This is a genomic window from Microvirga guangxiensis (genome assembly GCF_900102135.1).
Taxonomy (GTDB): domain Bacteria; phylum Pseudomonadota; class Alphaproteobacteria; order Rhizobiales; family Beijerinckiaceae; genus Microvirga; species Microvirga guangxiensis.
This window is the reverse complement of the sequence record NZ_FMVJ01000017.1, coordinates 1-22,818: the sequence shown is the minus strand read 5'-3', so window position 1 is coordinate 22,818 and position 22,818 is coordinate 1. Positions and strand designations below refer to the sequence as shown.

Here is a 22,818-nt window from a genome sequence, read left to right as displayed (position 1 = left end):
CCTCTACATGAAGGCCCATGCATGCCAGCAGATTGGGAGCCATAGGTGACACGCAGGCCTGAAACGACGGCGGTAAGGCAATTTCCCCGCAAGGCCGCTCACTTGGCGATCCGAGGCTATCAGCTGAGCCTGTCGGGGCTGATCGGCCGCCAGTGCCGGCACCTGCCGTCCTGTTCCGAATACACGGACGAGGCGATCCAGAAGCATGGCTTCTGGGCGGGGGGCTGGATGGGCTTGGCCCGCATCTGCCGCTGCGGTCCCTTCGGCACCCACGGCATCGACAATGTTCCTGAAACATTGCCCGAAGGCTCGGGCTGGTATAAGCCGTGGGCCTATGGTCGCTGGCGGGGCGTCAACGCTCCCCCGATGACGTGCGAGGCGGTCGAACCTGACGGCGACCGGTCTTAGCCTTTTCCAACAAACCGTCGGCCCCCGCTTACCTGCTCCGTTGGCAGGAGTGAGCCAGGAGACATTGTGACGATGATTACCCTGACATTTCCCGATGGCGCCCAGCGCCAGTACGAGCCCGGCATTTCCGGCCGCGAGATCGTGGAAGGCATTGCCAAGTCGCTCGCCAAGCGCACGGTCGCCATGGCGCTGGACGGCACCGTGACGGATCTCGCCGATCCGATCACAGAGGATGCCAAGATCGAATTTTTGAACCGCGAGGACCCGCGCTCGCTGGAGCTGATCCGGCACGATGCCGCGCACGTGCTCGCCGAGGCGGTGCAGGAGCTGTTCCCGGGAACGCAGGTGACCATCGGTCCCGTGATCGAGAATGGCTTCTATTACGACTTCGCGCGCAACGAGCCCTTCACGCCGGAAGACTTCCCGGCCATCGAGGCGAAGATGCGCGAGATCATCGCGCGCGATAAGCCCTTCACGAAGGAAGTGTGGAGCCGCGACAAGGCCAAGAAGGTGTTCGCCGAGAAGGGCGAGACCTACAAGATCGAGCTCATCGACGCGATCCCGGAAGGCCAGGATCTGAAGATCTATTTCCAGGGCGACTGGTTCGATCTCTGCCGTGGTCCGCACATGTCTTCCACGGGCAAGATCGGCAACGCGTTCAAGCTCATGAAGGTCGCAGGCGCCTATTGGCGCGGCGACTCCAACAACGCGATGCTCACCCGCATCTACGCGACCGCTTGGGCGAGCCAGGAAGACCTCGACAACTACATCCATCAGCTCGAGGAAGCCGAGAAGCGCGATCACCGTCGTCTCGGCCGTGAGATGGACCTGTTCCACTTCCAGGAGGAGGGGCCGGGCGTCGTGTTCTGGCATCCGAAGGGCTGGACGGTGTTCCAGGAGCTGATCTCCTACATGCGCCGCCGCCTGAAGGGCGAGTACAAGGAGGTCAACGCGCCGCAGATCCTCGACAAGGCTCTGTGGGAAACCTCCGGTCACTGGGGCTGGTACCGCGAGAACATGTTCGCGACGCAGACCGAGGACGATCGCGTCTTCGCGATCAAGCCGATGAACTGCCCGGGTCACGTGCAGATCTTCAAGCACGGCCTGAAGTCGTACCGCGACCTGCCGCTGCGCCTCGCCGAATTCGGCAACGTGCATCGCTACGAGCCGTCGGGCGCGCTGCACGGCCTCATGCGTGTACGCGGCTTCACGCAGGACGACGCGCATATCTTCTGCACGGAAGAGCAGCTTGCCGAGGAATGCCTGAAGATCAACGACCTGATCCTCTCCACCTATGCCGATTTCGGCTTCGGCGATATCGTCGTGAAGCTTTCCACGCGCCCTGAAAAGCGCGTCGGCACCGACGAGATGTGGGATCACGCCGAAGAGGTGATGACCCGCGTGCTCAAGCAGATCGAGGATCAGTCCGGCGGACGCATCAAGACCGCGATCAACCCGGGCGAGGGCGCGTTCTACGGGCCGAAGTTCGAGTACGTGCTGCGCGATGCCATCGGCCGCGACTGGCAGTGCGGCACCACGCAGGTGGACTTCAACCTGCCGGAGCGGTTCGGCGCGTTCTATGTGGATGCGGACGGCCAGAAGAAGACGCCCGTCATGGTGCACCGCGCGATCTGCGGCTCCATGGAGCGCTTCACCGGCATCCTAATCGAGCACTTCGCCGGTCACTTCCCGCTCTGGCTAGCGCCGACGCAAGTGGTGGTGGCCACCATCACCTCCGAGGGCGACGAATATGCCATGGAAGTGGTGAAGGCTGCCGAAGCCGCAGGCCTTCGCGTCGAGGCCGATCTTCGCAACGAGAAGATCAACTACAAGGTCCGCGAGCATTCGCTGGTGAAGGTGCCTGTGCTCCTCGTGGTCGGCCGCAAGGAAGCCGCCGAGCGCACTGTCTCGATCCGTCGCCTCGGCAGCCAGGACCAGAAGTCCATGTCGCTCGACGAGGCCCTGAAGGCGCTCGCCGAAGAGGCGATCACGCCGGATCTCAAGCGTGTCGCGCAGGCAGTGGCGGAGCCGGAAGGCCACGCCACTCTCGACGGACAGCACGTGGTCGAGCGGACTGTGGCTTAAGACCTCATCGCATCATTGAGAAAAGGCGGCGCTTATGACAGCGCCGCCTTTTTTCTTTCAGCACAATCAGTCTGAGGGGCTCGCTCAGAAAACGCTGGAACTCTCCTCCCCCTTGTGGGGAGGAGTTGGAGGTGGGGGTGTCGGCGTTACGCTGGTCTAGTTCAGCGCTTGCACCCCCACCCTAGCCCTCCCCACAAGGGGGAAGGAAACACGCGCCATATGGAGCCAGACATTCAGGCTGAGAGCAGAGGCAAGTGAAGCGGCTCCTACGACGTCTGCCGCTGCTTTCCGCTCGCGCGTCCGCCTGCAGCCGTGCCGGTTGCGGCACCCGCCGTGCCGCTGCCGGGATTGCCGCTGGCGGCAGCTGCGTCGCCCGCTTCGGTGCCGGTCCTGTGCGTACCCTGGGTCTGGCCGACGCGCAGATTGTTCTGCACATGGGAGACGCCTGACACGGACTCGGCGATGTCTTCGGCCCAGCGCTTCTCGTTGCGGTCACGGACAGTACCGGTCAGCGTGACCTCGCGGTTCTGCACGGCGACTTCGATTTCCGAAGCATCGACGCGAACGTCGTCGCTGAGACGCTCGTTTACATCCTCGCGGATGCGGTCATCGGAGCGCTGATAGTTGCGCGGACCTCGCCCGCGATGATCCTCGCGGCGCACCTCGCCGCGGCTGGCGGTGGCGTCGTTGCCGAAGCGGGTGTTGCCCGGACCCATGCCATAGTTGCTGTGGTCGCGGCGCTCGTTGACGAGGCTCCAGGTCCGCTCGCGATCCTGCATGAGGCGGTCGCTCTCGCTGCTGTCGTCGCCGGGACGCGCGCGCTCGCCTGTGATGGTGGAGGCGCCATAGCGCTTCGGCTGATAGCCTCGCCCGGCAGAACCGCGGCCGGCATATTCGTCGCCATAGCTCTGATAGCCATCGCCGCCGAACCCGCCGCGCATGCGCGCATCGCGCCTGCCTTCCTCGCCGGGATAGCCGAAGCTGCCGAAGGCCGCGCGCACATCGTCCTCGTCACGGAAACGGAACTCGACGCCGCCGCGCCTGTCGTCGCGCCCGGCCTGCCTGCCTCGATCTTCACGATAATCGTGCGGGCGATGACGCCAATCGTCATCGTCACGGCTCATGCGCTGTTCCAGTTCCCGCCGCTCATCGCCTGTCAGGCGTGCCTGCCCACCGCCGCGCGTTTGATCCGCGCGCCGCGATGTCGGAGTTCCGCTGCGGTCGGGCTCGGAGGGAGTGGAGATGCGCCGGAGCGCGCGTGAAGCATCGTCTTCGCTGTCGGTTGCGAGATCACCGAGCGCGACGATGCCGACGAGATGCTTGTCGTGATCGACAACGGGAAGGCGGCGGATCTGATGATCGCTCATCAGCTGGACGATATGGCCCACATCGTCGTCGTCGAAGCACCACCACACATTATCCGACATGATATCGCGCACGCGCGTGGTGTCGGGCGGGAGACCGGCGGCGGTGGCGCGAACGGTGATATCCCTGTCCGTCAGCATGCCGCGCAGGCGACGTCCGTCGCAGACGGGCAGCACGCCGACATTCATTTCATCCATGAGGCGCGCGGCCTCCTGAATGGTTCTGTCGGGCGAGACCACGCGAACGTTGCGGGTCATGATCTCCGAAATTCTCATGAGCTTCATCCCTCTCGAGGTCACGCCTTGAGAGTGTGAGCGCATGCCCGGCGCGACCGAACGCAAATGCTTTTGACGTCCGGTCAATGCGGGGGGAGCAAAAAGGTTCAGGGTCTGGCGCATCGTGCGGACCCAGCGGGCCGCGCCAGTGAAAAGTGGATCCGGTTTTCCGCCCGAACGATGCGCCAATTCAAGAATGAGCATCGGTTGACCCCAAAAGTGGATTCCACTTTTGGGCCGATTGCTTATGGAGTGGCGAGAACTTCGATATCCCGGTCGAGACCGCTCTCGACCTTGAAGTCCTTCGTATAGACTTTGCCCTCGTGACGGGCGATCAGCACGTATTCGCCTTCCGCCAGAGTGACGGAGGGAAATGCGCCGATAGCCTCACGGATCACGTCGCCGCCGGGCGTGAGCACGCTGAAGGCGGTGCCTGCAAAGGCCTCTCCGCCCTCGGATGCCACCAGCTTGAGCGTGACGGTTGCAGCGCGGTGATTGAGGGTTGCTTCCGTGACCTTGCCCGATTCCACTTTCAGATCGCTGCGCATGATGGCGTTCGCGTCGCCATAGGTCGACACCACGTGATAGGTGCCCTCGGGCAGTCTGATCACTTCGTTCGCCTTGGCGTTGGCGATGACGAGGCGGCCTTCGGAATTCTGCGCTTCTGGCAGATAGATGGAGAAGGAGACGCGGTTGGCGGCAATCGGGCTCTCGCCCACGGCGCCCTTCAGGCGCAGCGCGCCCGCGCTGACGACAAGGCGCTCGTTCAGGTTTCCGGACTGCACGCTGATGCGCTTCGAGGCGCTGGCGAACCCGTAAGCCACATGCACGATGTAGTTGCCCGGAGCCAGCGTGAAGCTCGGCGTGGGATTGCTGGAGCGCGCGATGATGTTCGGCTGAGTGGTATCGCCCTTATCCTCGAAGACCCGCCAGAGAAGCCCGGACCGGATCGGTTCGTTGGTTTCGGAGAACGCCGCTCCCGCATTCACCACCACCTGCTTCAGGCTCAAGGTCGGGGGCGGATTCTGAGAGAACGAAGGCACTCCCGGGATTGGCGGGCCAAAGGGCTGAGGGGCCGCTCCGAGAGGCTGAGTCATGCTCTGGGCAGCGGCTGCGGAAGCCGTCACGCAGATCAGGAGGCTCAGAATCGGATAGCGGAAGTTCAGGAACATCATCATCAAAAAAGGTTCAACTATCCCGCTAACGCACAGGTGTGGCGACAGCGGTCTTGATCGGCGCCTCCTCGGTTTCCACGAGATCGGAAGCCGCTGCAACTAAATTCTCTAGTGAGAGGGGACGGAACGCGAATTCCACACGGTGCTTGCCGGCGGGCACTTCCACGCCACGGAAAAGGAGGTTTGCGCGAAGCACAGGTCTGCGCTCGCCATCGACGCTTGCTTCCCAGCCCGGATAATAGATGTCGTGCAGCACGAGCACGCCGTGCTCGGCGCTCTCGACCTCGAGCGTTACGGAATTCCGCTTGTAGCTGACGATCTTCACCTTGCTGTCCGGTTTCGTGCCGGCAGGGCGAACAGGTGCGTAATGCGCGTTGAGCAGAGGCATGCTCGCCTGGTCGATCAGCGCCTCCGTCTCACGGTTGAAATCGGGCAGCTCGTCCGCTCCCACCACGGCTTCTGAGTCCACGGCCTGGACGTGATGAGCCATGTAGGCGCGGCGTCCTGTGGTGTTGAGGCGGTAGATCCACATCTTGCCGGTGCCGTAGACCACCTCCGCATCCGCCAGGCGCGGGAAGTGGCGGGGGAGCTTCTGAACGGGACGGTCGAGGACGAGATAATCGAGCCCGAGCAGGCCCGCGAGATCGCATTCGTAGCCCCGGAAGGTCGCGGGGAACTGGCGCAGGTTCGGGTCCTCGGCGTTCTCGCCCGGACCGACGGCGCGCTCGTAATCGGCGAGGCGCAGGGGGTTATAGCCGATAATGTCCTCGATCTCGAGGACCATGGAGGCGTTCTGCCACGAGCCCTGCAATCCGAGGATCTCGACGCGGGGGTATTCGCCCTGTTTGTGGCGTTCCGCCAGTTCACGTTTGAGAATCTGGAGCCCCTGCAGCTGCTCCGGCGGCAGCTGAGTGAAGACCGCATAGCGCCCCGCAGGTTCGGCATTCATTGCCGAGGCTGCATGGCGGCTGATCAGCTCCGCGCCGGTCAGCACCACGAGGGCCGCGACAACGGCCTCCCGGCGATAGGGGCTGCCGCTCAGCTTGGCGACCAGCGCCATGACGATGGCCGCCGCCAGAAGGCCGCCGCCCGCTTCCATGAGGGACGATGAAACGAAGCCGCCCTTCGAGGCAAAGGCGATTCCGCTGCCGATGGCGGCGATCACGAGGGCGACTGCCAGTGCCGGGAGCGCGATGCGGAGCTGGCCCAGAGCTTCCTTGCTCCAGCTCGGCATTCCCTCGTTAGCATAGCGATGGACGAGATAGCCGGAGGCGAAGGCAAGGGCGGTGTTGATGAGGAAGGTCGCGTCCGCCGGGCGGCGATAGAGGTTCACGCCAGGCAGATGATCGAAGATCACCTCGAAGCCGGGCGTGTAGCGGCCGAGCGCATAGAAGATCGCCAGCGTGCCGAGGATCAGGAAGAAGCGGAATTCGCGGGCAAAGAGCCTGCCGCCTGCGATGCCGTGCCAGAGGATGAAGAGCGCCGGGATCGTGCCGATGAAAAGATAGTTCGTGGCCCGATCGGTCCATGTGCCTTCCGACAGGCTGTGCCAGTCTGGTCCCCAATAATCGTAGGTCCAGCGGAGCGAGCCGAAGATGTTGCCGAACAGGATCGTCGCGAGGCTCTCCGGGGGCAGGGAGCCCATGGCCGCCACGCCGAAGCCGAAGGAGGGCCGTGTCGAGGTGGCGAGGAACTGCATGGTCAGGATGACCGGCACCGCCAGCAGCGCACCGCCTATGAGCGCCATGCTCAGCAGAAGGGGGAGGCGCGAGCGCAGATAGGACAGGGGCTGCGGAGCCGCCCAGATGCGGTGCGCTGCGAGACCGATCAGGGTGAGGGCGCAGAGGAAGGCCACCTGATCGCGACCGATCACCATCATGCAGGCGCTGACGGCGAAGAGTATGCCGTAGCGGTAGGATCGCCGGTCCATGGCTTCTTCGAGGAGCCAGAAGGCGAGGGGGAAGAAGCCGTAGCTCAGGATGATGCCCGTATGCTGCAGGCGGGCCGTGGCCGAACCGCCGAGCATGAACACGATGGCCGCGACCACCGCGCCCGACCAATGCCAGCCCCGGCGGCGGAAGAGCGGGACGAAGGCCAGGGCCCCGGGCAGGAAATGCGCGAAGATCACAAGGTCGAACAACTCCATGGACGGCTCGGGATCGAGCCAGCCGAACAGGAGCATGGTGGGCGTGAACAGAAGCGATTGCGGGTCAGCCGCGGAGGGGTGGCCGCCGAAATGATAGGGGTTCCAGAGGGGCAGCTCGCCATGGGCCAGCGCCGCTCCGAGATAGCGCAGAGTGGGGTAGAACTGGTTCTTGGAATCCCATGGGACGACAGAGCCGGTCAGCGGCCAGATGGCGGCGGCCAGAGCCCAGGCAGCCAGGATGAGGCCGAAGGCCAGCAGCATCTGGCGCCTGGACCACTCCAGGCTTGGAACGGGATCATCGGATCCGAGTAAGGATGTCTGCATGTGCTTCCGGCGACGCTTCGCAAAGCAGCTACCCCTCCCGGCTATCGAATTAGCCTCAGAAAGGAACCTGCTTGGCGGATTGCCGCGCTCCCCCTATACATCCGTTGCCATTTGTTGATTGTGCAACGGCCTGGCGTCTTGAAACGCCCGCGGTTCTCAACAGCAGCAACACGGCAAGACCAAGGCAGGTCTCGAAGCGTCCTGCCCGCAATCGCCACGGACATTCGTAAACATTGTCCCACATAAGCCAATCTGGATGAAGTCCCCATGAATGATAACCTTTCCAGCCTTTTGAGCCGCCGTTCCGTGCCGCCGCGCTGGCTGGGCGGGCCTGGTCCGAGCGCAGAAGAGGTAGAGACCCTGCTCACCGCGGCGGCCCGGGTGCCCGACCATGGCAAGCTCGTGCCCTGGCGCTTCATCCTCATCGAGGGCGAGGCCCGCCAGCGTCTGGGGGAGGTTCTGGTCAAGGCCTTTCAGGCCGACAATCCGGGTGCCGATGCGGACAAGCTCGCCGCCGAGCGGGAGCGCTTCTCCAAAGCCCCGCTGGTGGTCGCGGTGGTGTCCCGCGTCACGCCGCATGTGAAGATCCCCGAATGGGAGCAGGTTCTCTCGGCGGGTGCCGTGTGCATGAACCTGCTGCACGGAGCGACAGCCATGGGCTACGGCGCATCCTGGCTCTCGGGTTGGGCGGCCTTCGACCGCCGCGTGCTCGACGCCCTGGGCCTTGCCCCCAACGAGCGGATCGCCGGCTTCGTCCATATCGGCACGCCGACGGAGAAGCCCACCGACCGCGACCGCCCGAACCTCGCCGACATCGTCACCCGGTTCTGAGAATTCTGTTCGCCGCATTTTCCAGCGGCGAACCGGTGTCCACTTCGCCGGAAAAGGCCTCATGTTCTACGATACAGCCAGCAATGCCCACGGCCTGCCGCACGATCCGTTCAAGGCCATCGTGACACCCCGTCCCATCGGCTGGATCACGGCCATGAGCGCCAAGGGCGAGATCAACCTCTCGCCCTATTCCTTCTTCAACGCCGTGTCCGAACGCCCGCCGATGGTGGCGTTCTCGTCCGCCGGCAAGAAGGATGCGCTCACCTTCATCGAGGAGACGAAGGAGTTCGTCTGCAATCTCGCGACTTACGATCTGCGCGAGCAGATGAACGCCACCTCCGCCGTTTTGCCGCGCGGCGTGAACGAGATGGAGCATGCAGGCCTGAAAGCCGCGCCGTCGCAGATCGTGAAGCCGCCGCGCGTGGCCGACGCGCTCGCCGCCCTCGAATGCAAATGGCTGCAGACCGTGCCGCTCACACCGCTTCAAGGCGGCGAGGCATCCTACTTCCTCGTGATCGGGCAGGTGGTCGGAATTCACATCGACGACCGCTACATCGTGAACGGCTTCGTCGACACCGCCGCCATGCGCCCCATCGCCCGTTCGGGCTACCGCGACTATTTCGTCGCGACACCGGAAACGAAGTTCTCGATCACGCGGCCGGGTGGTTAGGTCTCGCCGGCCCTTCGCAGCAGGCGCTCCGCACGCAGCAGGTGGGGACGGTCCAGCATCTCTCCGTTGACGCCGACGACGCCTGCGCCCGGATTGTTCTTGAAAGCCTCGATCACGGCCTTGGCCCGCTCGATGGCTTCTGCTGACGGTGTGAAGGCGTCATTGATGACCGGCACCTGCGCCGGGTGGATCGCCATTTTCGCGACGAAGCCGTCGCGGCGGGCGGCGCGGCATTCGGCGGCGAGGCCGTCCATGTCGCGGAAATTCGTGTAGACGGAGTCGATGGCATCGACGCCCGCCGCAGCCGCGCCGAGCAGCGTGAGCGAGCGGGCGAGGCGGTAGGGATCGGTATAGGCGCCGCCCTCGTCGCGGTTGGTTTCCGCGCCGAGATCGGCGGAGAGATCCTCGCCGCCCCAGGTGAGGCCCATGAGGCGATGGCTCGCGCCGTTGAAGGTGCCGAGGGCGAAGACGCCCGCCGCGTTCTCCGTCGCGATGGCGAGGATGCGGGTCGCGCCGTCCTCAAGGCCGAACTCGGCTTCACGCACGGCGAGCTTCGCGCCGAGATGCGCGACATCCGCACCGCCAATCGTCTTCGGCAGGACAATGCCGTCGGGCGCAGCCTTCATGACGCCGTCGAGATCCGCATCGATCATGCCTGTCGTGAGACCGTTCACGCGCACATAGAGGCGCGGGCGCTCAGCCTTGGAGCCATGTTCGGCAACGAACGCGGACGTGATGCGGCGCGCTTCTTCCTTGGCGTCGAGAGCAACGGAATCCTCGAGGTCGATCAGGAGAACATCGGCTCCGGAGGTCAGGCCCTTCTCGAGTTTCTTCTGGCTGTCGCCCGGAACGAAAAGCAGGGAGCGCATCAGGCGTTCCTCTTGCGCATGAAGGCCTGACGGCGGCACTCGGCGACGAGGGTGCCGTCCTGCTTGTAGGCGCGGTGGATGAAATCGACGATGCCCGCATTGGGGCGCGACTTCGACTCGCGCTTGTCGGCGATCTCCGTGGTCACGTTGATGGTGTCGCCCTCGAAAAGCGGCGCGGGAAACTTCACGTCCGTCATGCCGAGATTGGCGATGGTGGTGCCCACCGTCGTGTCGTTGACGGAGATGCCGATCATCAGGCCCAGCGTGAACAGGGAATTCATGAGCGGCTTGCCCCATTCCGTCTCGGTCGCGCAGAAATGCGCGTCGATGTGGAGAGGCTGCGGGTTCAGCGTCATGTTGGAGAACAGCATGTTGTCCATCTGCGTCACCGTGCGCGTGAGACGGTGCTTGATGGTGGCGCCGACGGTGAAATCCTCGAAATAGAGGCCGCCGCGCGGGTGCCTGTTCTCATCGTTCATGACGTTATCCTCCGTGTGACGGAAAGGGCATGTTGCTCATGCCTCTTGAGAATCAATAACCGAACTGCTCGCGCAGGATGCGTTCATCGAGGCTATGTCCGGGATCGTGCAGCATCACGAGGTCGACGCTTCTGTCCATGGAAACATGCACGCGCGACACGTTGCGGAATTCGGTGTGGTCGGCCACCGCGCTCACAGGACGGTTCTGCGATTCCAGAACCTCGATCTCGATCTTGGCGTAATCCGGCAGCAATGCACCGCGCCAGCGGCGAGGACGGAAGGCGGAGATCGGCGTGAGCCCGAGAAGGGGGGAACTCAAGGGAAGGATCGGACCGCCGACGGAGAGGTTGTATGCGGTCGAACCGGCGGGCGTCGCAACGAGAATGCCATCGGCGATGAGTTCGGAGATGCGGACTTTCCCGTCGATGCTCACGCGCAGCTTCGCAGCCTGATAGGTCTGGCGCAGCATGGAGACTTCGTTGATCGCGCGGGCCGTGTGGGCCACGCCCTGAACGTCCCAGGTCACCATGAGGAGCGGGTGGACGACGCTGCGCTCGGCATTCTCCAGGCGCTCGAACAGCTCCTCCTCGCGGAACTCGTTCATCAGAAAGCCGACCGTGCCCTTGTTCATGCCGTAGATGGGCTTTCCCGTGCCCATGGTCTTGTGCAGGGTCTGCAGCATCAGGCCGTCGCCGCCCAGCGCCACGATCACGTCCGCCTCTTCGAGGGCGACGTTCTCATAACGCCGCATCAGGGCGACGAGCGCACCCTGCGCATCGGGCGCGGCGCTGGCCACGAATGCAATCTTGTTGAAACGACGGGCCATGCCCAGATACCCTCGCTGCGCCTCAAGAGACTACGAAGCACAGGCATAGCATGGAACGCCCACTTCTCGTCTATACGACCTTTCCCGATGTGGATACTGCCCTCGCGATCGGCGAAAGCCTCGTCCGCGACGGCCTGATCGCCTGCATCAACGTGCTGCCGGGGATGCGCTCGGTCTATGCCTGGAAAGGGGTCGTGGAACGCGGGCAAGAGGCGGTCGGCATCCTCAAAACTCGCAAAGGCCTCCAGGAACAGGTCCACGAGGCCCTAAAAGACCGGCATCCTTATGAGACGCCGGTCATTTTCTTCATCGAGCCGCAGAGCGCGGATGCCGCCACTCTCGACTGGTTGATCGGGGAAACGGCAGGCAGGTCGACTTAGACCGCCGGGCTCCACTGCACCGGGACGAAGCGGAAGCCGTTGCCGTCCTTGGCGATATGGCCGGTGGCCGGGAAGGGGGCGTGGTAGAACGCAACCTGCGCGCGCTCGGCAGCCGCCATGTCGAGCATGCGGCGGCGGGTGGCGCGGGCCTGGTCCGCATCCATGTCGAATACGGCCGACCAATCGGGATTGCGCACGAACAGGGCGGGATGGTTCGTCAGGTCGGACATCACCATCAGCTTGCCGTTCCCTGAGGAGAGCATGTAGGTCGTGTGGCCCGGCGTGTGGCCTGGGGCGGCGATGCTCGTCAGGCCGGGGACAATCTCCTTGTCCATCTCGTAGCGTTTCACGTTCTGGGCAATGGGGCCGAAGACCCGGCGCGCGCCCTGGAAGGCGCCCTTCATGGCCTCTGGCGCCTGGTTCATGCGGGCATCGTCCATCCAGAAGGCCCATTCGGCGTCAGGCACCATCACCTCGGCGTTCGGGAACACCGCCGTGCCGTCCTTCAGGCGCAGACCGTTGATGTGGTCGCCGTGGAAGTGACTGATGACCACCGTGTTCACCTTAGCGGGATCGAAGCCGGCAGCGCGGAAATTTTCCATCCAGCGGCCGGAGGTCGGCGCGCCGCTGTCGCCGTTGCCCACGTCGATCAGGGTGATCTTGCCGCCGTGATTCAGGACGAGGGTGTTGAAGGTGATCGGAAAGGCGTCGGTGGGCAGGAAGGCCTCCTGCAGAGCCGCTTGAACGTCCTTGAGCTCCGCATTCTTGATGAACCCTTCGACAGGACGGCGTGCGAAACCGTCGTTGATGGCGGTCACCTCGATGTCGCCGATCTTGTAGCGGTAGAATCCCGGAGCCTGGGGGGATGTTGTGCCGGCGGGTGCGGCGTTGGGCGTGGTCTGAGCCAAGGCGGCTGTTCCTCCGAAGGGAGCGGCAGCAAGAGCAGTGCCTGCAAGAACGGTACGGCGTGTAATCGTCATATGGGGTGTCCTCTCGACATCGATGCGATGAGCCTAGAACGGCTCAGCTTCGGGGCAAGGGGAACGACCCTTCACAACTCAGCGAGGAAGAGGCTTCTCATCCTTTTGAGATGTCAGGTGGTGCAAAGCGATGCCGCTCGTGGTGGCGACGTTGAGAGAATCGAACCCGCCGCTCATGGGGATCGACACCGTGCGCGAGCGAGCAAGCAACTCCCGCGGCAGTCCCGGCCCTTCCGCGCCGAGCAGGAGCGCGGTCCGCCTTGCGGGTTTGACCCGTGAGAGAATCTCCGAGCCTGCCGGCGACAGGGCGATGATCTCGAAGGATGCAGCCTGCAGGGCCTGCACCATCGCCTCAGCGGAAGGAGCGCGGGTGAACGGCACCACGAGCGCGCCGCCCACCGAGACGCGGATAGCCTTTCGGTAAAGCGGGTCGCAGCTTTCATGATCGAGCAGAACGCCTTGCGCACCGAAAGCGGCGGCATTGCGGAAGATGCCGCCGACATTGTCGTGGTTGGCCAAGCCCACGAGTCCGACGACCAGTGCGTCTTCGGGAAGGGCGGTCAAAAATTCTTCGAGTGGGAGAAGAGGCGCGCGCCGGGCCACGGCAAGGATGCCGCGATGGATGGGAAAGCCCACGATGGCGTCCATGACCTGACGGTTGGCCGTATAGACCGGCACATCGGGAGGAAGGTCTTCGAGCGCATCGCTCAAGCCGTCGAGACGGTTCTCGGCGAGAAGGAGCGACTCGATCTCGAAGCGTGGCTGCTTCAGCAAGACGCGCAGGACGACTTCGCCCTCGGCGATGAAACGATGCTGGCGGCCCACCAGATCTCGCTCCCGCACCGCACGGTAAGGCTCGATCCGCGGATCGTCAGGATCGGTAATGGCTATCGGCATCGGCTTCCTTCGGTCCCGGCATGGCTTGCCTTCCTATGGCAGCCCTTGCAGCGGAACAACGACTTTCGCTCCCGGTTAGCCCTTCAATATGGCTGGGCCGCAACACGCGTCCCCAAGTGAGGAGATCGAGAATGGATATCGCAGACGGATGGATGTGGGGCTTGGTGATCATCGGCGGGCCGCTGCTGATCGGCATTTTCATGGCCGTCTTCGCCAATCGCCGCAACAAGCTGAACCGGGTCGAGCGCGAGATCTCGGAACAGGGAGCTCACAAGAACTGGGGCAAGGAAGAGATCCACTGACGCTTCGGGCTTATTCCGAGCTTGGGTCCATGGATGATGGAGAAAATGGTGCCGGTGGAGAGGATCGAACTCCCGACCTTCGGTTTACAAAACCGCTGCACTACCGCTGTGCTACACCGGCCATTTTCGTGGATGCTGAGGTAGCAGCACCCCGGTCCTGACGCAAGTTCCATTAAAACAGAAAAATTAAGTGTTCCAGCACACCGAAACCATCCTCCGTTTATGGGATTGTACCGATCATGATGGTTAAGGAGATCTTGTCATGATCAGCCTAAGGGCTTCCAAGATAAAGGCAAATTCACCGGCTGGGGGATGGATTCCGTATATCGCCTCATTCGGGATCGCAGTGGGCCTTGTATTTGCACCGATGCCGGCCGATGCGGCTCCCAATCTTGCGGCAGGCGCTCCTGCGGCCAAGGTGGTGAAGGGCGTAGGAACGGTGGTTGCCGCCAAGGATGTGGAGGAAACCGGCTCCATCAAGGAGCAGGATGCCGATGATGCGATCTGCAGCAAGTCGCGCAAGCGTCTCTTCGTCGAGGGCGAAGGCTGGATCGTCCGCAAGCTGACAACCTGCTACTGAGCCCATAGGCCGAACAGAAATGAAAAGCCCCGCCTGAGGCGGGGCTTTCCTTTTGTGGACTTAGAGGAAGCGCTTAGCGCGTGCCCTCGTAGGTCATGATGTCGCGATCCTTGGTTTCCGGCACGAAGAGCAGGCCGACCACGAAGGTCACGAGAGCGATCACGATCGGGTACCACAGGCCGTAGTAGATATCGCCGGTGGCCGCCACCATCGCGAAGGCGGTGGGAGGCAGAAGGCCGCCGAACCAACCGTTGGCGATATGGTAGGGCAGGGACATGGCCGTGTAGCGGATGCGGGTCGGGAAGAACTCGACCAGAGCCGCCGCGATCGGGCCATAGACCATCGTGACGTAGATCACGAGGAGCCACAGGATGGCGATAGCCTTCAGAGCCTGAGGGTTGCTGAGGGCGTCGAAGAAGCCGTTCACCTTCAGGATGCTCGGGTCGCCAGCCTTCGGGTAACCCACTTCCGCGGCCGCAGCCGAGAATGCCGTGATGTTGGCCGGAATGGCGGGAGCGATCGGAACGTCCTTGCCGTTGAAGGTTACGCGGGCAGGGGTGCCGGCAGCAGCGGGAACCAACTCGTACTTCACGGCCGAACGGGCGAGCGCCACGCGGGCGATGTCACACGGAGCGCTGAAGGTACGGATGCCGACCGGATCGAACACAGAGCCGCACGCGGCGGGATCTGCCACGACCTGGACCTTCGCCGTCTCCAGGGCCTGGTTCAGGTTCGGGCTCGCGATGTTCGTGAGGGCGCCGAAGAGCGGGAAGTACGTGATCGCCGCGATCAGGCAGCCGCCGAGAATCACCGGCTTGCGGCCGATCTTGTCGGAGAGGATGCCGAACACGATGAAGCCGCCGGTGCCGAGGATGAGCGACCAGGCGATGAGGACGTTGGAGGTGAGCAGGTCGACCTTCAGAATGCTCTGGAGGAAGAACAGGGCGTAGAACTGGCCCGTGTACCACACCACAGCCTGGCCGATGGCGAGACCAATGAGGGCGATGAGCACCATCTTGGCGTTGCCCCACTGGCCGAACGCCTCCTTCAGCGGAGCCTTCGACTGCGTGCCTTCTTCCTTCATCTTCTTGAAGGCCGGGGATTCGTGCATCTGCATACGAATCCAGACGGAGATGGCGAGCAGAACCACCGAGAGCAGGAACGGAATGCGCCAGCCGGCGATCGGCCAGCCTTCGCCCGTCTGGAAGCCGGCTTCACCCATCCAGGTGCGCAGCACGAGAATGACGGCGAGGGACAGCAGGAGGCCGACGGTTGCGGTCGTCTGAATGAAGCTGGTGTAGAAGCCGCGACGGCCAACGGGAGCATGCTCGGCCACGTACACGGCAGCACCGCCATATTCGCCGCCGAGTGCGAGACCCTGAAGCATGCGCAGGGCGATCAGGATCACGGGAGCGATCCAGCCGATCTGATTGTAGCTGGGCAGCAGGCCGACCAGGAAGGTCGAGAAGCCCATGATCAGGATCGTGACGAGGAAGGTATACTTGCGGCCGACGAGGTCGCCGATTCGGCCGAAGAAGATGGCGCCGAACGGACGAACCAGGAAGCCCGCTGCGAAGGCGAGAAGAGCGAAGACGTTACGGGTCGTCACGTCGAACGCGGAGAAGAACTGCGCGCCGATGATCGTGGCGAGAGATCCGTAGAGATAGAAGTCGTACCATTCGAAGACGGTACCGAGCGAGGAGGCGAGAATCACCTTCCGCTCTTCGCGCGTCATCGGCCGCGGTGCGGCGGCCGTACGCGCTGTTGTGGCTGCTGTTGCCATAGCGTTCCCTTCCATTTTGATCAGCCCGGTGGGCCGGGTCTTTGCATCAAGCGGAACATCGCCGCTTGAGCCGAGGCATCGTGGCCACTTCCCCGTGACCAAGAATCCCATGGAAGGTGAGGCTAACGCTGGCGGTCCTGTCTACAATTCCCAATTCGTATTTGAGACTTCCGTCTAAGGAGATGGAACCCTCTGCAAAAGTCTTTGCGCGGCAAATACTTGCCGAATAGAGAAATCAGGCCTTCCGAGACTTTGCCGCGGCTTTAGTCACAGCAAAAAGCGAGATGGCGGCGGCGTTGGAGACGTTGAGGCTTTTGATCGCGCCGGGCATGTCGAGCCGACCGATGGCGTCGCAGCATTCGCGGGTTCTCTGGCGCAGGCCCTTGCCCTCGGAACCCAGCACCAGAACCAGCGGCATCCTGAGCTGAAGCTCGTCGATATTGGCATCACCCTCCGAATCGAGGCCGATGCGCTGGAAGCCTCGCTCGCCGAGGGCGTTGAGCGTGTCGCCCAGGTTCTTCACGATCATGAAGGGCACGTGCTCGAGGCCGCCGGAGGCGGATTTCGCCAGAACGCCGGTCGCCGCCGGGCTGTGGCGTGCGGTGGTGATGATGGCCTCCACATCGAAGGCTGCCGCCGTGCGCACAATGGCGCCCACATTGTGCGGATCGGTGATCTGGTCGAGAGCCAGGACGAGGCGCTCGCCGCTCAAGGTTTCCACGGAAGGAGAGCGGAGCGGATCGGCCTCGGCGTAAAGGCCCTGGTGGACGGCATCGGGCTCCAGGAGGCGGTTGATCTCGTCCGGGCGCACCATCTCGGGCTCGAAGGGCAGGGGGACGTTCTCCTCCTGCAGACGCCGCAGGGAGTTCTCAGTGGCGAGGAGCCGGCGAATCGTTCGCTTGCCGTTGCGCAGCGCCTCCACCACCGGATGCCAGCCATAGAGAATCGTGGTGTCGATCTCGTGCGGCGGACGCCACGCTTGGGGATCGCGGCGGCCTTGCCTCTTGCCCTGGGGGCGCTGGAAACGGGGCTTGCGGGATTGGAAGGGGCGCTCGCTCATGATGCTCGTCATCTTTCGGATCGTGTTGGCGAATGGCCATAACACAGAGCGAACGCATTCACGATCCATCTCCAGAAACATCGCTCTTTGCTGTTGACACCGGGCAAGAGGGTCACCATAAGAGCGCGACCGAGCGGCTGCACCACGGTGCGGCGCTTCGGGTGAAGACCTCGGCGCACTGCGTCACGGTTGGCAAATGGGGGAATGTCCCGAGCGGCAAAGGGGGCGGACTGTAAATCCGCTGGCTATGCCTTCGTAGGTTCGAGTCCTACTTCCCCCACCATCCAACCAGCAGGGCATGCGGGTGTAGCTCAATGGTAGAGCAGCAGCCTTCCAAGCTGAATACGAGGGTTCGATTCCCTTCACCCGCTCCATCCCTTCCTTACCAGTCTGCACCGGCAAGGTTTTCAGGGCCTCTTTCTCGTAAATCATTATCTCCGTACGAAGCACGCTGAGACGGTTTTCTGTCGTCGTGAGCTCAGTGCAAGAATTTCTGCCGGTTTCGATGCGACAATGTTCAGCGTTGCCTTAAGGTAACGTAGGTCGATTGCCTTTGTTGTGGATGTAGATCCAGCTGGACGGGCAGGGTTTTTTTCTTATGGTTTCCCCAAAGTCATAAGGTCGATACGCGGCCAGAGATGCTGGGGGGCAATCATGACGACATTTCTGAAACGGCGCCGCTCGTCTGCACATAAGGACGTTTCTGTCCGTTCCAGGCTCCTCAGGGCCTCGCTCCTGGCGGGAGCTGCTATGATGCCTCTTACTCTGGCAGTATCGGGCGCCGCGGCGGGGGAGATCCCTGTCTTCCTGAAGGAGAGTTTCGGCTTCATCGGCTCGCTTCCTGCCTCGGCTAACAAGCTTCCCCCGCATGTCATGCCGACATCGGTTCTGGAGGCCAACGAATACCGTCGCTCCTGGTATCTCAATCATATCCACGCAGCCGAGGCCTACGCGCTGGGCTATACGGGCAAGGGCGTTACAGTCGCCGTTGTCGATTCCGGCATCGACTTCAATCATCCCGAATTCGTCGGACGCATCTCGCCCCTTTCGTATTCCTACGCTGTCGGAAGAGACCCGCTGGATCTGAGCGACACGGAATTCGACGGCAGCATCGGCGGTCACGGCACCCACGTAGCGGGCATCATCGGAGCGGCCCGCAACGGGCGAGGAAACGTGGGTGTCGCGCCCGACGCGACGCTCATGGTCCTGAGAACCAATTATCTCTACAATGAAAGAGGCGAGACACCGTCGAATCTCGGCCTGATTCACGCAGCCAGACATGGCGCGAAGGTGATCAACGGAAGCTATGGACCGAACGCGTTTCCGCCGAAGAAGATTGAGGACGCTGCGGGGAACAGGATCTCTAATCCGCACTGGGTCGAGTGGCCCAATCAGATCATTGCGCTTCCCGGTCTTGAAGACGAATACAATGCGGTGAAGACCGCCGCCAGGAACGACGTCGTCATGGTCTTCGCGGCGGGTAACGAGTACGAGGACCAGCCCATCGCGGCATCCCATCCTTCCGGAATCGCGATGTTTCCCTACATCCGGCCGGAGAACCACAGGAAGGGCATCTACAGCTTTCTCACCGGCGCATCGGATCCCACGAATCCAAAAACCTATCAGCTCGCGGACATGAACGATCCCGAGCTGGACGAGGTCGACCTGTCGGACCTTTACGGCACGCTCATCGCTGTCGTCGCCACGAACAGTCAGGGCAAGATCTCCAGCTTCAGCAACCGGTGCGGCGTCACGGCCCTATGGTGCATCGCCGCTCCGGGCGGAGATCGCCCGCGTGACGGCGAGCCTGCGGTTGAAGCCTTGATCCCATCTACGGTTCCTTACGGCGAGTATGGTTTGAAGGCCGGCACCTCCATGGCTGCTCCCGTGGTTTCGGGCGGCGCTGCGATTCTGCGTGAGGCCTTCCCGTACATGACGGCCCGGCAGATCATCGAAGTGATCCTGACCACGGCAACCCCGATGGGCTCTCCCGAGATCTACGGCCGCGGCATGTTCAATCTCGGGCGAGCGGTGAGGGGACCTTACGAGTTCGGTGCTGAGGGGTTTGCTCAGGTGTTCGACGTCAACACCAAAGGCTACGACTCCGTCTGGTCGAACGACATTGGCGGGACGGGTGGCTTGATCAAGCGGGGCGAGGGCAACCTCGTGCTGACGGGCAATAATACCTATGCCGGTGGCACCGACGTGCTGGGCGGAATCTTCACCCTCAACGGCTCGCTGCGTTCGCGGTTGGCCGTTCACGGAAACGCCACCCTGCGCGGCCTCGGCAGGATCGACGCGCCTTTAACTCTGGCCGGTACTCTTGAGCCCGGCGGGGCGAGCGCGGGTTCGATCGGCACTCTGACGGTGAATGGCGATGCCAGCCTTCTGAAGTCATCGATCTATCGCGCCAACGCAGATGGCAGCGGGCAGCACGACAAGCTTGATGTCTCGGGCCAGGCAACGCTCGGTGGAGGCAAGCTCGAGGTCTCCCTCGTGAATGGTGCGGCTCCGGTCAACAAGCAAATGACCCTTCTGTCTGCCGGCAACGGAAGCCTTGGGAGGTTCGGGGCGTTTTGGACCAACAGCGTGTCCGCTTATCTGACGCCTGATCTCGAATATGGCGCCAATGATCTGTCGGTCACGTTCCGTCGCAATGGAGTCTCCGTTGCCAGTGCCGCCCAGACAGCAAATCAGGCTTCCGTGGCCGTGGCCGCGGAAGGGCTTGGAGTCGGCAATCCGGTGAACGATGCGCTGGTCCAGAACAGCCTCGCCTCGACGCCCGGTGCCCTGGACGGCCTTTCGGGCGAGGCGCATGGCTCAGTCGTTGCGGCCGGCTACAGCGATGCTGCGCTGGTCAGCAGCGCGGTGCTCGGCCGCCTCCGTCAGCCGTTATCGGTTTCGCCTGCGGGGAGCGTTCAGGCCGCTTATGCCGCCGATGCTCCGCTGCGGCAGGTCGAACAGATCCATTATCCAATGTTCGACTCCCGCGTCTTTGCCCTCTGGGGCGAGGGCTTCGGCTCGTGGGGCAGGACCCGCTCCGACGGCAATGCCGGATCGGTGAACACCTCGCGGGGAGGGTTTGTCCTCGGAGCGGACGCCCTCATCGGCCGAAGTTACCGGCTTGGCCTCGCGGGTGGTTTCACGAGCACGGAGATCGAGATCGATTCCCGTCTATCCTCGGGCTCCAACGAGAGCATCTTCGGTGCCATTTACGGCTCCGCGGAATGGGGAGCGCTCAATCTGCGCCTCGGCGGTTCCTACGCCGTACACGACATCCATATGAACCGCCGCATCAGCTTCGTCGGGTTTCAGGATGAGCTAATCTCGTCCTATGACGGCTCAACCGTGCAGGCTTTCGGAGAGATCGGATACCGCTTCGGGGTGGGAGCCGCCGAGCTTGAGCCGTTCATCGGAGCGTCCGTTCTGAGATCGCGTACCGACGCCTTCTTCGAGAACGGCGGCATTGCAGCTCTCACCGGCGCCTCTCGGGAGCATGACCTGGGGACGACGACCATCGGCCTGCGTGCTGAGGCAGACCTTGGTGGGGAGCTGCCGCTGACCGTGAAGGGAATGCTGGGTTGGCGTCATGCCTATGGCGATGTGGATCCGAAGGCCCTTCTGGCCTTCAGCGGCGGGGCCGCCACCTTCGCGGTTTCGGGAGTTCCCGTCGATCGGGACGCCGTCGTCGCGGAGGCAAGCCTCGACTGGCAGGCGACCCAGGCGCTCACGGTCGGCTTGGCTTATCAGGGCCAGATCGGTGAGCGCGCCCAGGAGCATGCGGTCAAGGGGAACCTCATCTGGCGCTTCGAAACCCGGTAAAAGGGGCGGCTGGCTTGGCTGGATGGGCGATGTCCCGCGGGAGATGCGGGATTCTCGAATCGTTGCGGGCTGCTGGTGTATATTTGCTCTTGATAAGGAGCCGCAGGAACTACGGGATCGGCGGCTCCCTTGAAGCTGCCGGAGCGTCTTTTCCCTTCCGGAAGGGAATTAGGTGTTGCGTCCGCGTCAAAGCTTGGCTTTAAAGGCGCGCGTATGCGGTCAAGCGGGCTGCGAAAGCTCTCTGCCGGGGCTTCAAGGCGCTTCGCTCGATAATTACGTTCTGTAAGATTGAAATTGGCACTTGCGCATTTGGCGCAACCGCAATATCGGACGCCCTGGGTTTTTTGTTCCTGGCCTATGTAAGGTAGAGATCAATGGCGAAGGAAAAGTTTGAACGCAATAAGCCGCACTGCAACATCGGCACGATTGGTCACGTTGACCACGGCAAGACGTCGCTGACGGCTGCGATCACGAAGGTTCTGGCTGAGTCTGGCGGTGCAACGTTCACCGCCTACGACCAGATTGACAAGGCGCCGGAAGAGAAGGCGCGCGGCATCACGATCTCGACGGCGCACGTTGAGTACGAGACCACGAACCGCCACTATGCGCACGTGGACTGCCCCGGCCACGCCGACTACGTGAAGAACATGATCACGGGTGCCGCCCAGATGGACGGCGCGATCCTGGTGGTGTCGTCGGCTGACGGCCCGATGCCGCAGACCCGCGAGCACATCCTTCTGGCCCGTCAGGTCGGCGTGCCGGCTCTGGTGGTGTTCATGAACAAGGTCGACATGGTCGACGACGCCGAGCTGCTCGACCTGGTTGAGCTCGAGGTGCGCGAGCTTCTGTCGAAGTACGACTTCCCCGGCGACGACATTCCGATCGTGAAGGGCTCGGCTCTTTGCGCTCTGGAAGACCGCTCGCCTGAGATCGGCCGCGACCGCGTGCTTGAGCTGATGGCTGAGGTTGACCGCTACATCCCGCAGCCGGAGCGTCCGATTGACCAGCCGTTCCTGATGCCGATCGAAGACGTGTTCTCGATCTCGGGCCGCGGCACGGTGGTGACGGGTCGCGTGGAGCGCGGCATCGTGAAGGTCGGCGAGGAAGTGGAGATCGTGGGTCTGCGCGACACGCAGAAGACGACGGTCACGGGCGTCGAGATGTTCCGCAAGCTGCTCGATCAGGGTCAGGCTGGCGACAACGTGGGCGTTCTGCTGCGCGGCACGAAGCGCGAGGACGTGGAGCGCGGCCAGGTGCTGTGCAAGCCGGGCTCGATCAAGCCGCACACGAAGTTCAAGGCCGAGGCGTACATCCTGACGAAGGAAGAGGGCGGCCGTCATACGCCGTTCTTCGGCAACTACCGTCCGCAGTTCTACTTCCGCACGACCGACGTGACGGGCGTGGTGAAGCTGCCCGAGGGCACCGAGATGGTGATGCCGGGCGACAACATCACGATGGAAGTGGAGCTGATTGCTCCGATCGCCATGGAAGAGAAGCTGCGCTTTGCTATCCGTGAAGGCGGTCGTACCGTCGGCGCCGGCGTCGTCGCCGCCGTGATGGA

19 protein-coding genes and 3 tRNA genes are annotated in these 22,818 nt (G+C 63.1%); 11 read left to right on the top strand and 11 right to left on the bottom strand.

The genetic code is table 11. The features are described 5' to 3' along the window. Window positions 1-45: 45 nt before the first annotated feature. Together yidD and thrS are read left to right on the top strand one after the other, a co-directional pair. Entirely contained in the window at window positions 46-408 is a 363-nt protein-coding gene (gene yidD, locus BLP10_RS20855) for a membrane protein insertion efficiency factor YidD (RefSeq protein ID WP_091139084.1), read from the top strand. Window positions 409-480: 72 nt separating this feature from the next. Further along, window positions 481-2,493, top strand: a complete 2,013-nt coding sequence (thrS, locus tag BLP10_RS20850) for a threonine--tRNA ligase (protein WP_091139081.1) — start codon at window positions 481-483, stop codon at window positions 2,491-2,493. Window positions 2,494-2,759: 266 nt separating this feature from the next. Here the strand turns inward: thrS and BLP10_RS23730 are convergent, their stop codons facing one another. The 3 genes from BLP10_RS23730 to BLP10_RS20830 all read right to left on the bottom strand — a co-directional run bounded on the left by BLP10_RS23730 (window position 2,760) and on the right by BLP10_RS20830 (window position 7,778). Then, complete coding sequence (locus BLP10_RS23730; protein ID WP_244510735.1) at window positions 2,760-4,115, bottom strand: CBS domain-containing protein; 1,356 nt, start codon at window positions 4,113-4,115, stop codon at window positions 2,760-2,762. 263 nt (window positions 4,116-4,378) lie between these two features. Further along, window positions 4,379-5,305, bottom strand: coding sequence for a hypothetical protein (locus tag BLP10_RS20835; RefSeq protein WP_425286971.1), 927 nt, complete (start codon window positions 5,303-5,305; stop codon window positions 4,379-4,381). A gap of 28 nt (window positions 5,306-5,333) precedes the next feature. Continuing rightward, complete coding sequence (locus tag BLP10_RS20830) at window positions 5,334-7,778, bottom strand: YfhO family protein (protein ID WP_091139079.1); 2,445 nt, start codon at window positions 7,776-7,778, stop codon at window positions 5,334-5,336. 267 nt (window positions 7,779-8,045) lie between these two features. Here BLP10_RS20830 and BLP10_RS20825 point away from each other — a divergent pair, with 267 nt between their 5' ends. Further along, window positions 8,046-8,609, top strand: coding sequence for a nitroreductase family protein (locus BLP10_RS20825; RefSeq protein ID WP_091139076.1), 564 nt, complete (start codon window positions 8,046-8,048; stop codon window positions 8,607-8,609). A 61-nt stretch (window positions 8,610-8,670) separates the two neighbouring features. Next, window positions 8,671-9,279, top strand: coding sequence for a flavin reductase family protein (locus BLP10_RS20820; RefSeq protein WP_091139073.1), 609 nt, complete (start codon window positions 8,671-8,673; stop codon window positions 9,277-9,279). Here the strand turns inward: BLP10_RS20820 and BLP10_RS20815 are convergent. From BLP10_RS20815 to BLP10_RS20805, 3 genes are read right to left on the bottom strand one after another with little or no spacing between them, the layout of a single operon-like run. Then, a complete protein-coding gene (locus BLP10_RS20815; protein WP_091139070.1) occupies window positions 9,276-10,148 on the bottom strand; it encodes an HpcH/HpaI aldolase/citrate lyase family protein in 873 nt (290 codons plus the stop codon). The two genes, BLP10_RS20820 and BLP10_RS20815, sit on opposite strands and share 4 nt — an antisense overlap. After that, window positions 10,148-10,627, bottom strand: coding sequence for a MaoC family dehydratase (locus BLP10_RS20810; RefSeq protein ID WP_091139067.1), 480 nt, complete (start codon window positions 10,625-10,627; stop codon window positions 10,148-10,150). The genes BLP10_RS20815 and BLP10_RS20810 overlap by 1 nt, the downstream gene beginning before the upstream one ends. A gap of 52 nt (window positions 10,628-10,679) precedes the next feature. Beyond that, window positions 10,680-11,453, bottom strand: a complete 774-nt coding sequence (locus BLP10_RS20805; RefSeq protein ID WP_091139064.1) for an NAD kinase — start codon at window positions 11,451-11,453, stop codon at window positions 10,680-10,682. Window positions 11,454-11,503: 50 nt separating this feature from the next. On the opposite strand from BLP10_RS20805, the gene cutA reads away from it, so the two are divergent. Further along, the gene (gene cutA / locus BLP10_RS20800; RefSeq protein WP_091139062.1) at window positions 11,504-11,833 is read left to right on the top strand and encodes a divalent-cation tolerance protein CutA; all 330 of its coding nucleotides are present in this window, start codon (window positions 11,504-11,506) and stop codon (window positions 11,831-11,833) included. Here the strand turns inward: cutA and BLP10_RS20795 are convergent. Together BLP10_RS20795 and BLP10_RS20790 are read right to left on the bottom strand one after the other, a co-directional pair. Beyond that, complete coding sequence (locus BLP10_RS20795) at window positions 11,830-12,813, bottom strand: MBL fold metallo-hydrolase (protein WP_091139060.1); 984 nt, start codon at window positions 12,811-12,813, stop codon at window positions 11,830-11,832. The genes cutA and BLP10_RS20795 overlap by 4 nt on opposite strands. 78 nt (window positions 12,814-12,891) lie before the next feature. Next, window positions 12,892-13,710, bottom strand: a complete 819-nt coding sequence (locus BLP10_RS20790) for a TrmH family RNA methyltransferase (RefSeq protein WP_091139057.1) — start codon at window positions 13,708-13,710, stop codon at window positions 12,892-12,894. A gap of 131 nt (window positions 13,711-13,841) precedes the next feature. On the opposite strand from BLP10_RS20790, the gene BLP10_RS23295 reads away from it, so the two are divergent. Continuing rightward, complete coding sequence (locus BLP10_RS23295; protein ID WP_175493993.1) at window positions 13,842-14,012, top strand: hypothetical protein; 171 nt, start codon at window positions 13,842-13,844, stop codon at window positions 14,010-14,012. A gap of 46 nt (window positions 14,013-14,058) precedes the next feature. Here the strand turns inward: BLP10_RS23295 and BLP10_RS20785 are convergent. Then, window positions 14,059-14,133 (bottom strand) — tRNA-Thr (locus tag BLP10_RS20785). Window positions 14,134-14,274: 141 nt separating this feature from the next. Here BLP10_RS20785 and BLP10_RS20780 point away from each other — a divergent pair. Next, a complete protein-coding gene (locus BLP10_RS20780; protein ID WP_139165554.1) occupies window positions 14,275-14,592 on the top strand; it encodes a hypothetical protein in 318 nt (105 codons plus the stop codon). 73 nt (window positions 14,593-14,665) lie between these two features. Here the strand turns inward: BLP10_RS20780 and BLP10_RS20775 are convergent, their stop codons facing one another. Beyond that, a complete protein-coding gene (locus BLP10_RS20775; RefSeq protein ID WP_091139052.1) occupies window positions 14,666-16,375 on the bottom strand; it encodes an MFS transporter in 1,710 nt (569 codons plus the stop codon). 235 nt (window positions 16,376-16,610) lie between these two features. Further along, window positions 16,611-17,447, bottom strand: a complete 837-nt coding sequence (locus tag BLP10_RS20770; RefSeq protein WP_244510734.1) for a TrmH family RNA methyltransferase — start codon at window positions 17,445-17,447, stop codon at window positions 16,611-16,613. Window positions 17,448-17,633: 186 nt separating this feature from the next. Between BLP10_RS20770 and BLP10_RS20765 the strand changes: the two genes are divergently transcribed. The 4 genes from BLP10_RS20765 to tuf all read left to right on the top strand — a co-directional run. Beyond that, window positions 17,634-17,718, top strand: a tRNA-Tyr gene (locus BLP10_RS20765). 17 nt (window positions 17,719-17,735) lie between these two features. Then, window positions 17,736-17,809 (top strand) — tRNA-Gly (locus BLP10_RS20760). A gap of 376 nt (window positions 17,810-18,185) precedes the next feature. Continuing rightward, the gene (locus tag BLP10_RS20755; protein ID WP_175493991.1) at window positions 18,186-21,257 is read left to right on the top strand and encodes an autotransporter domain-containing protein; all 3,072 of its coding nucleotides are present in this window, start codon (window positions 18,186-18,188) and stop codon (window positions 21,255-21,257) included. A 374-nt stretch (window positions 21,258-21,631) separates the two neighbouring features. Further along, a partial coding sequence (gene tuf, locus BLP10_RS20750) for an elongation factor Tu (RefSeq protein WP_091139046.1) occupies window positions 21,632-22,818 on the top strand: 1,187 nt, incomplete at its 3' end.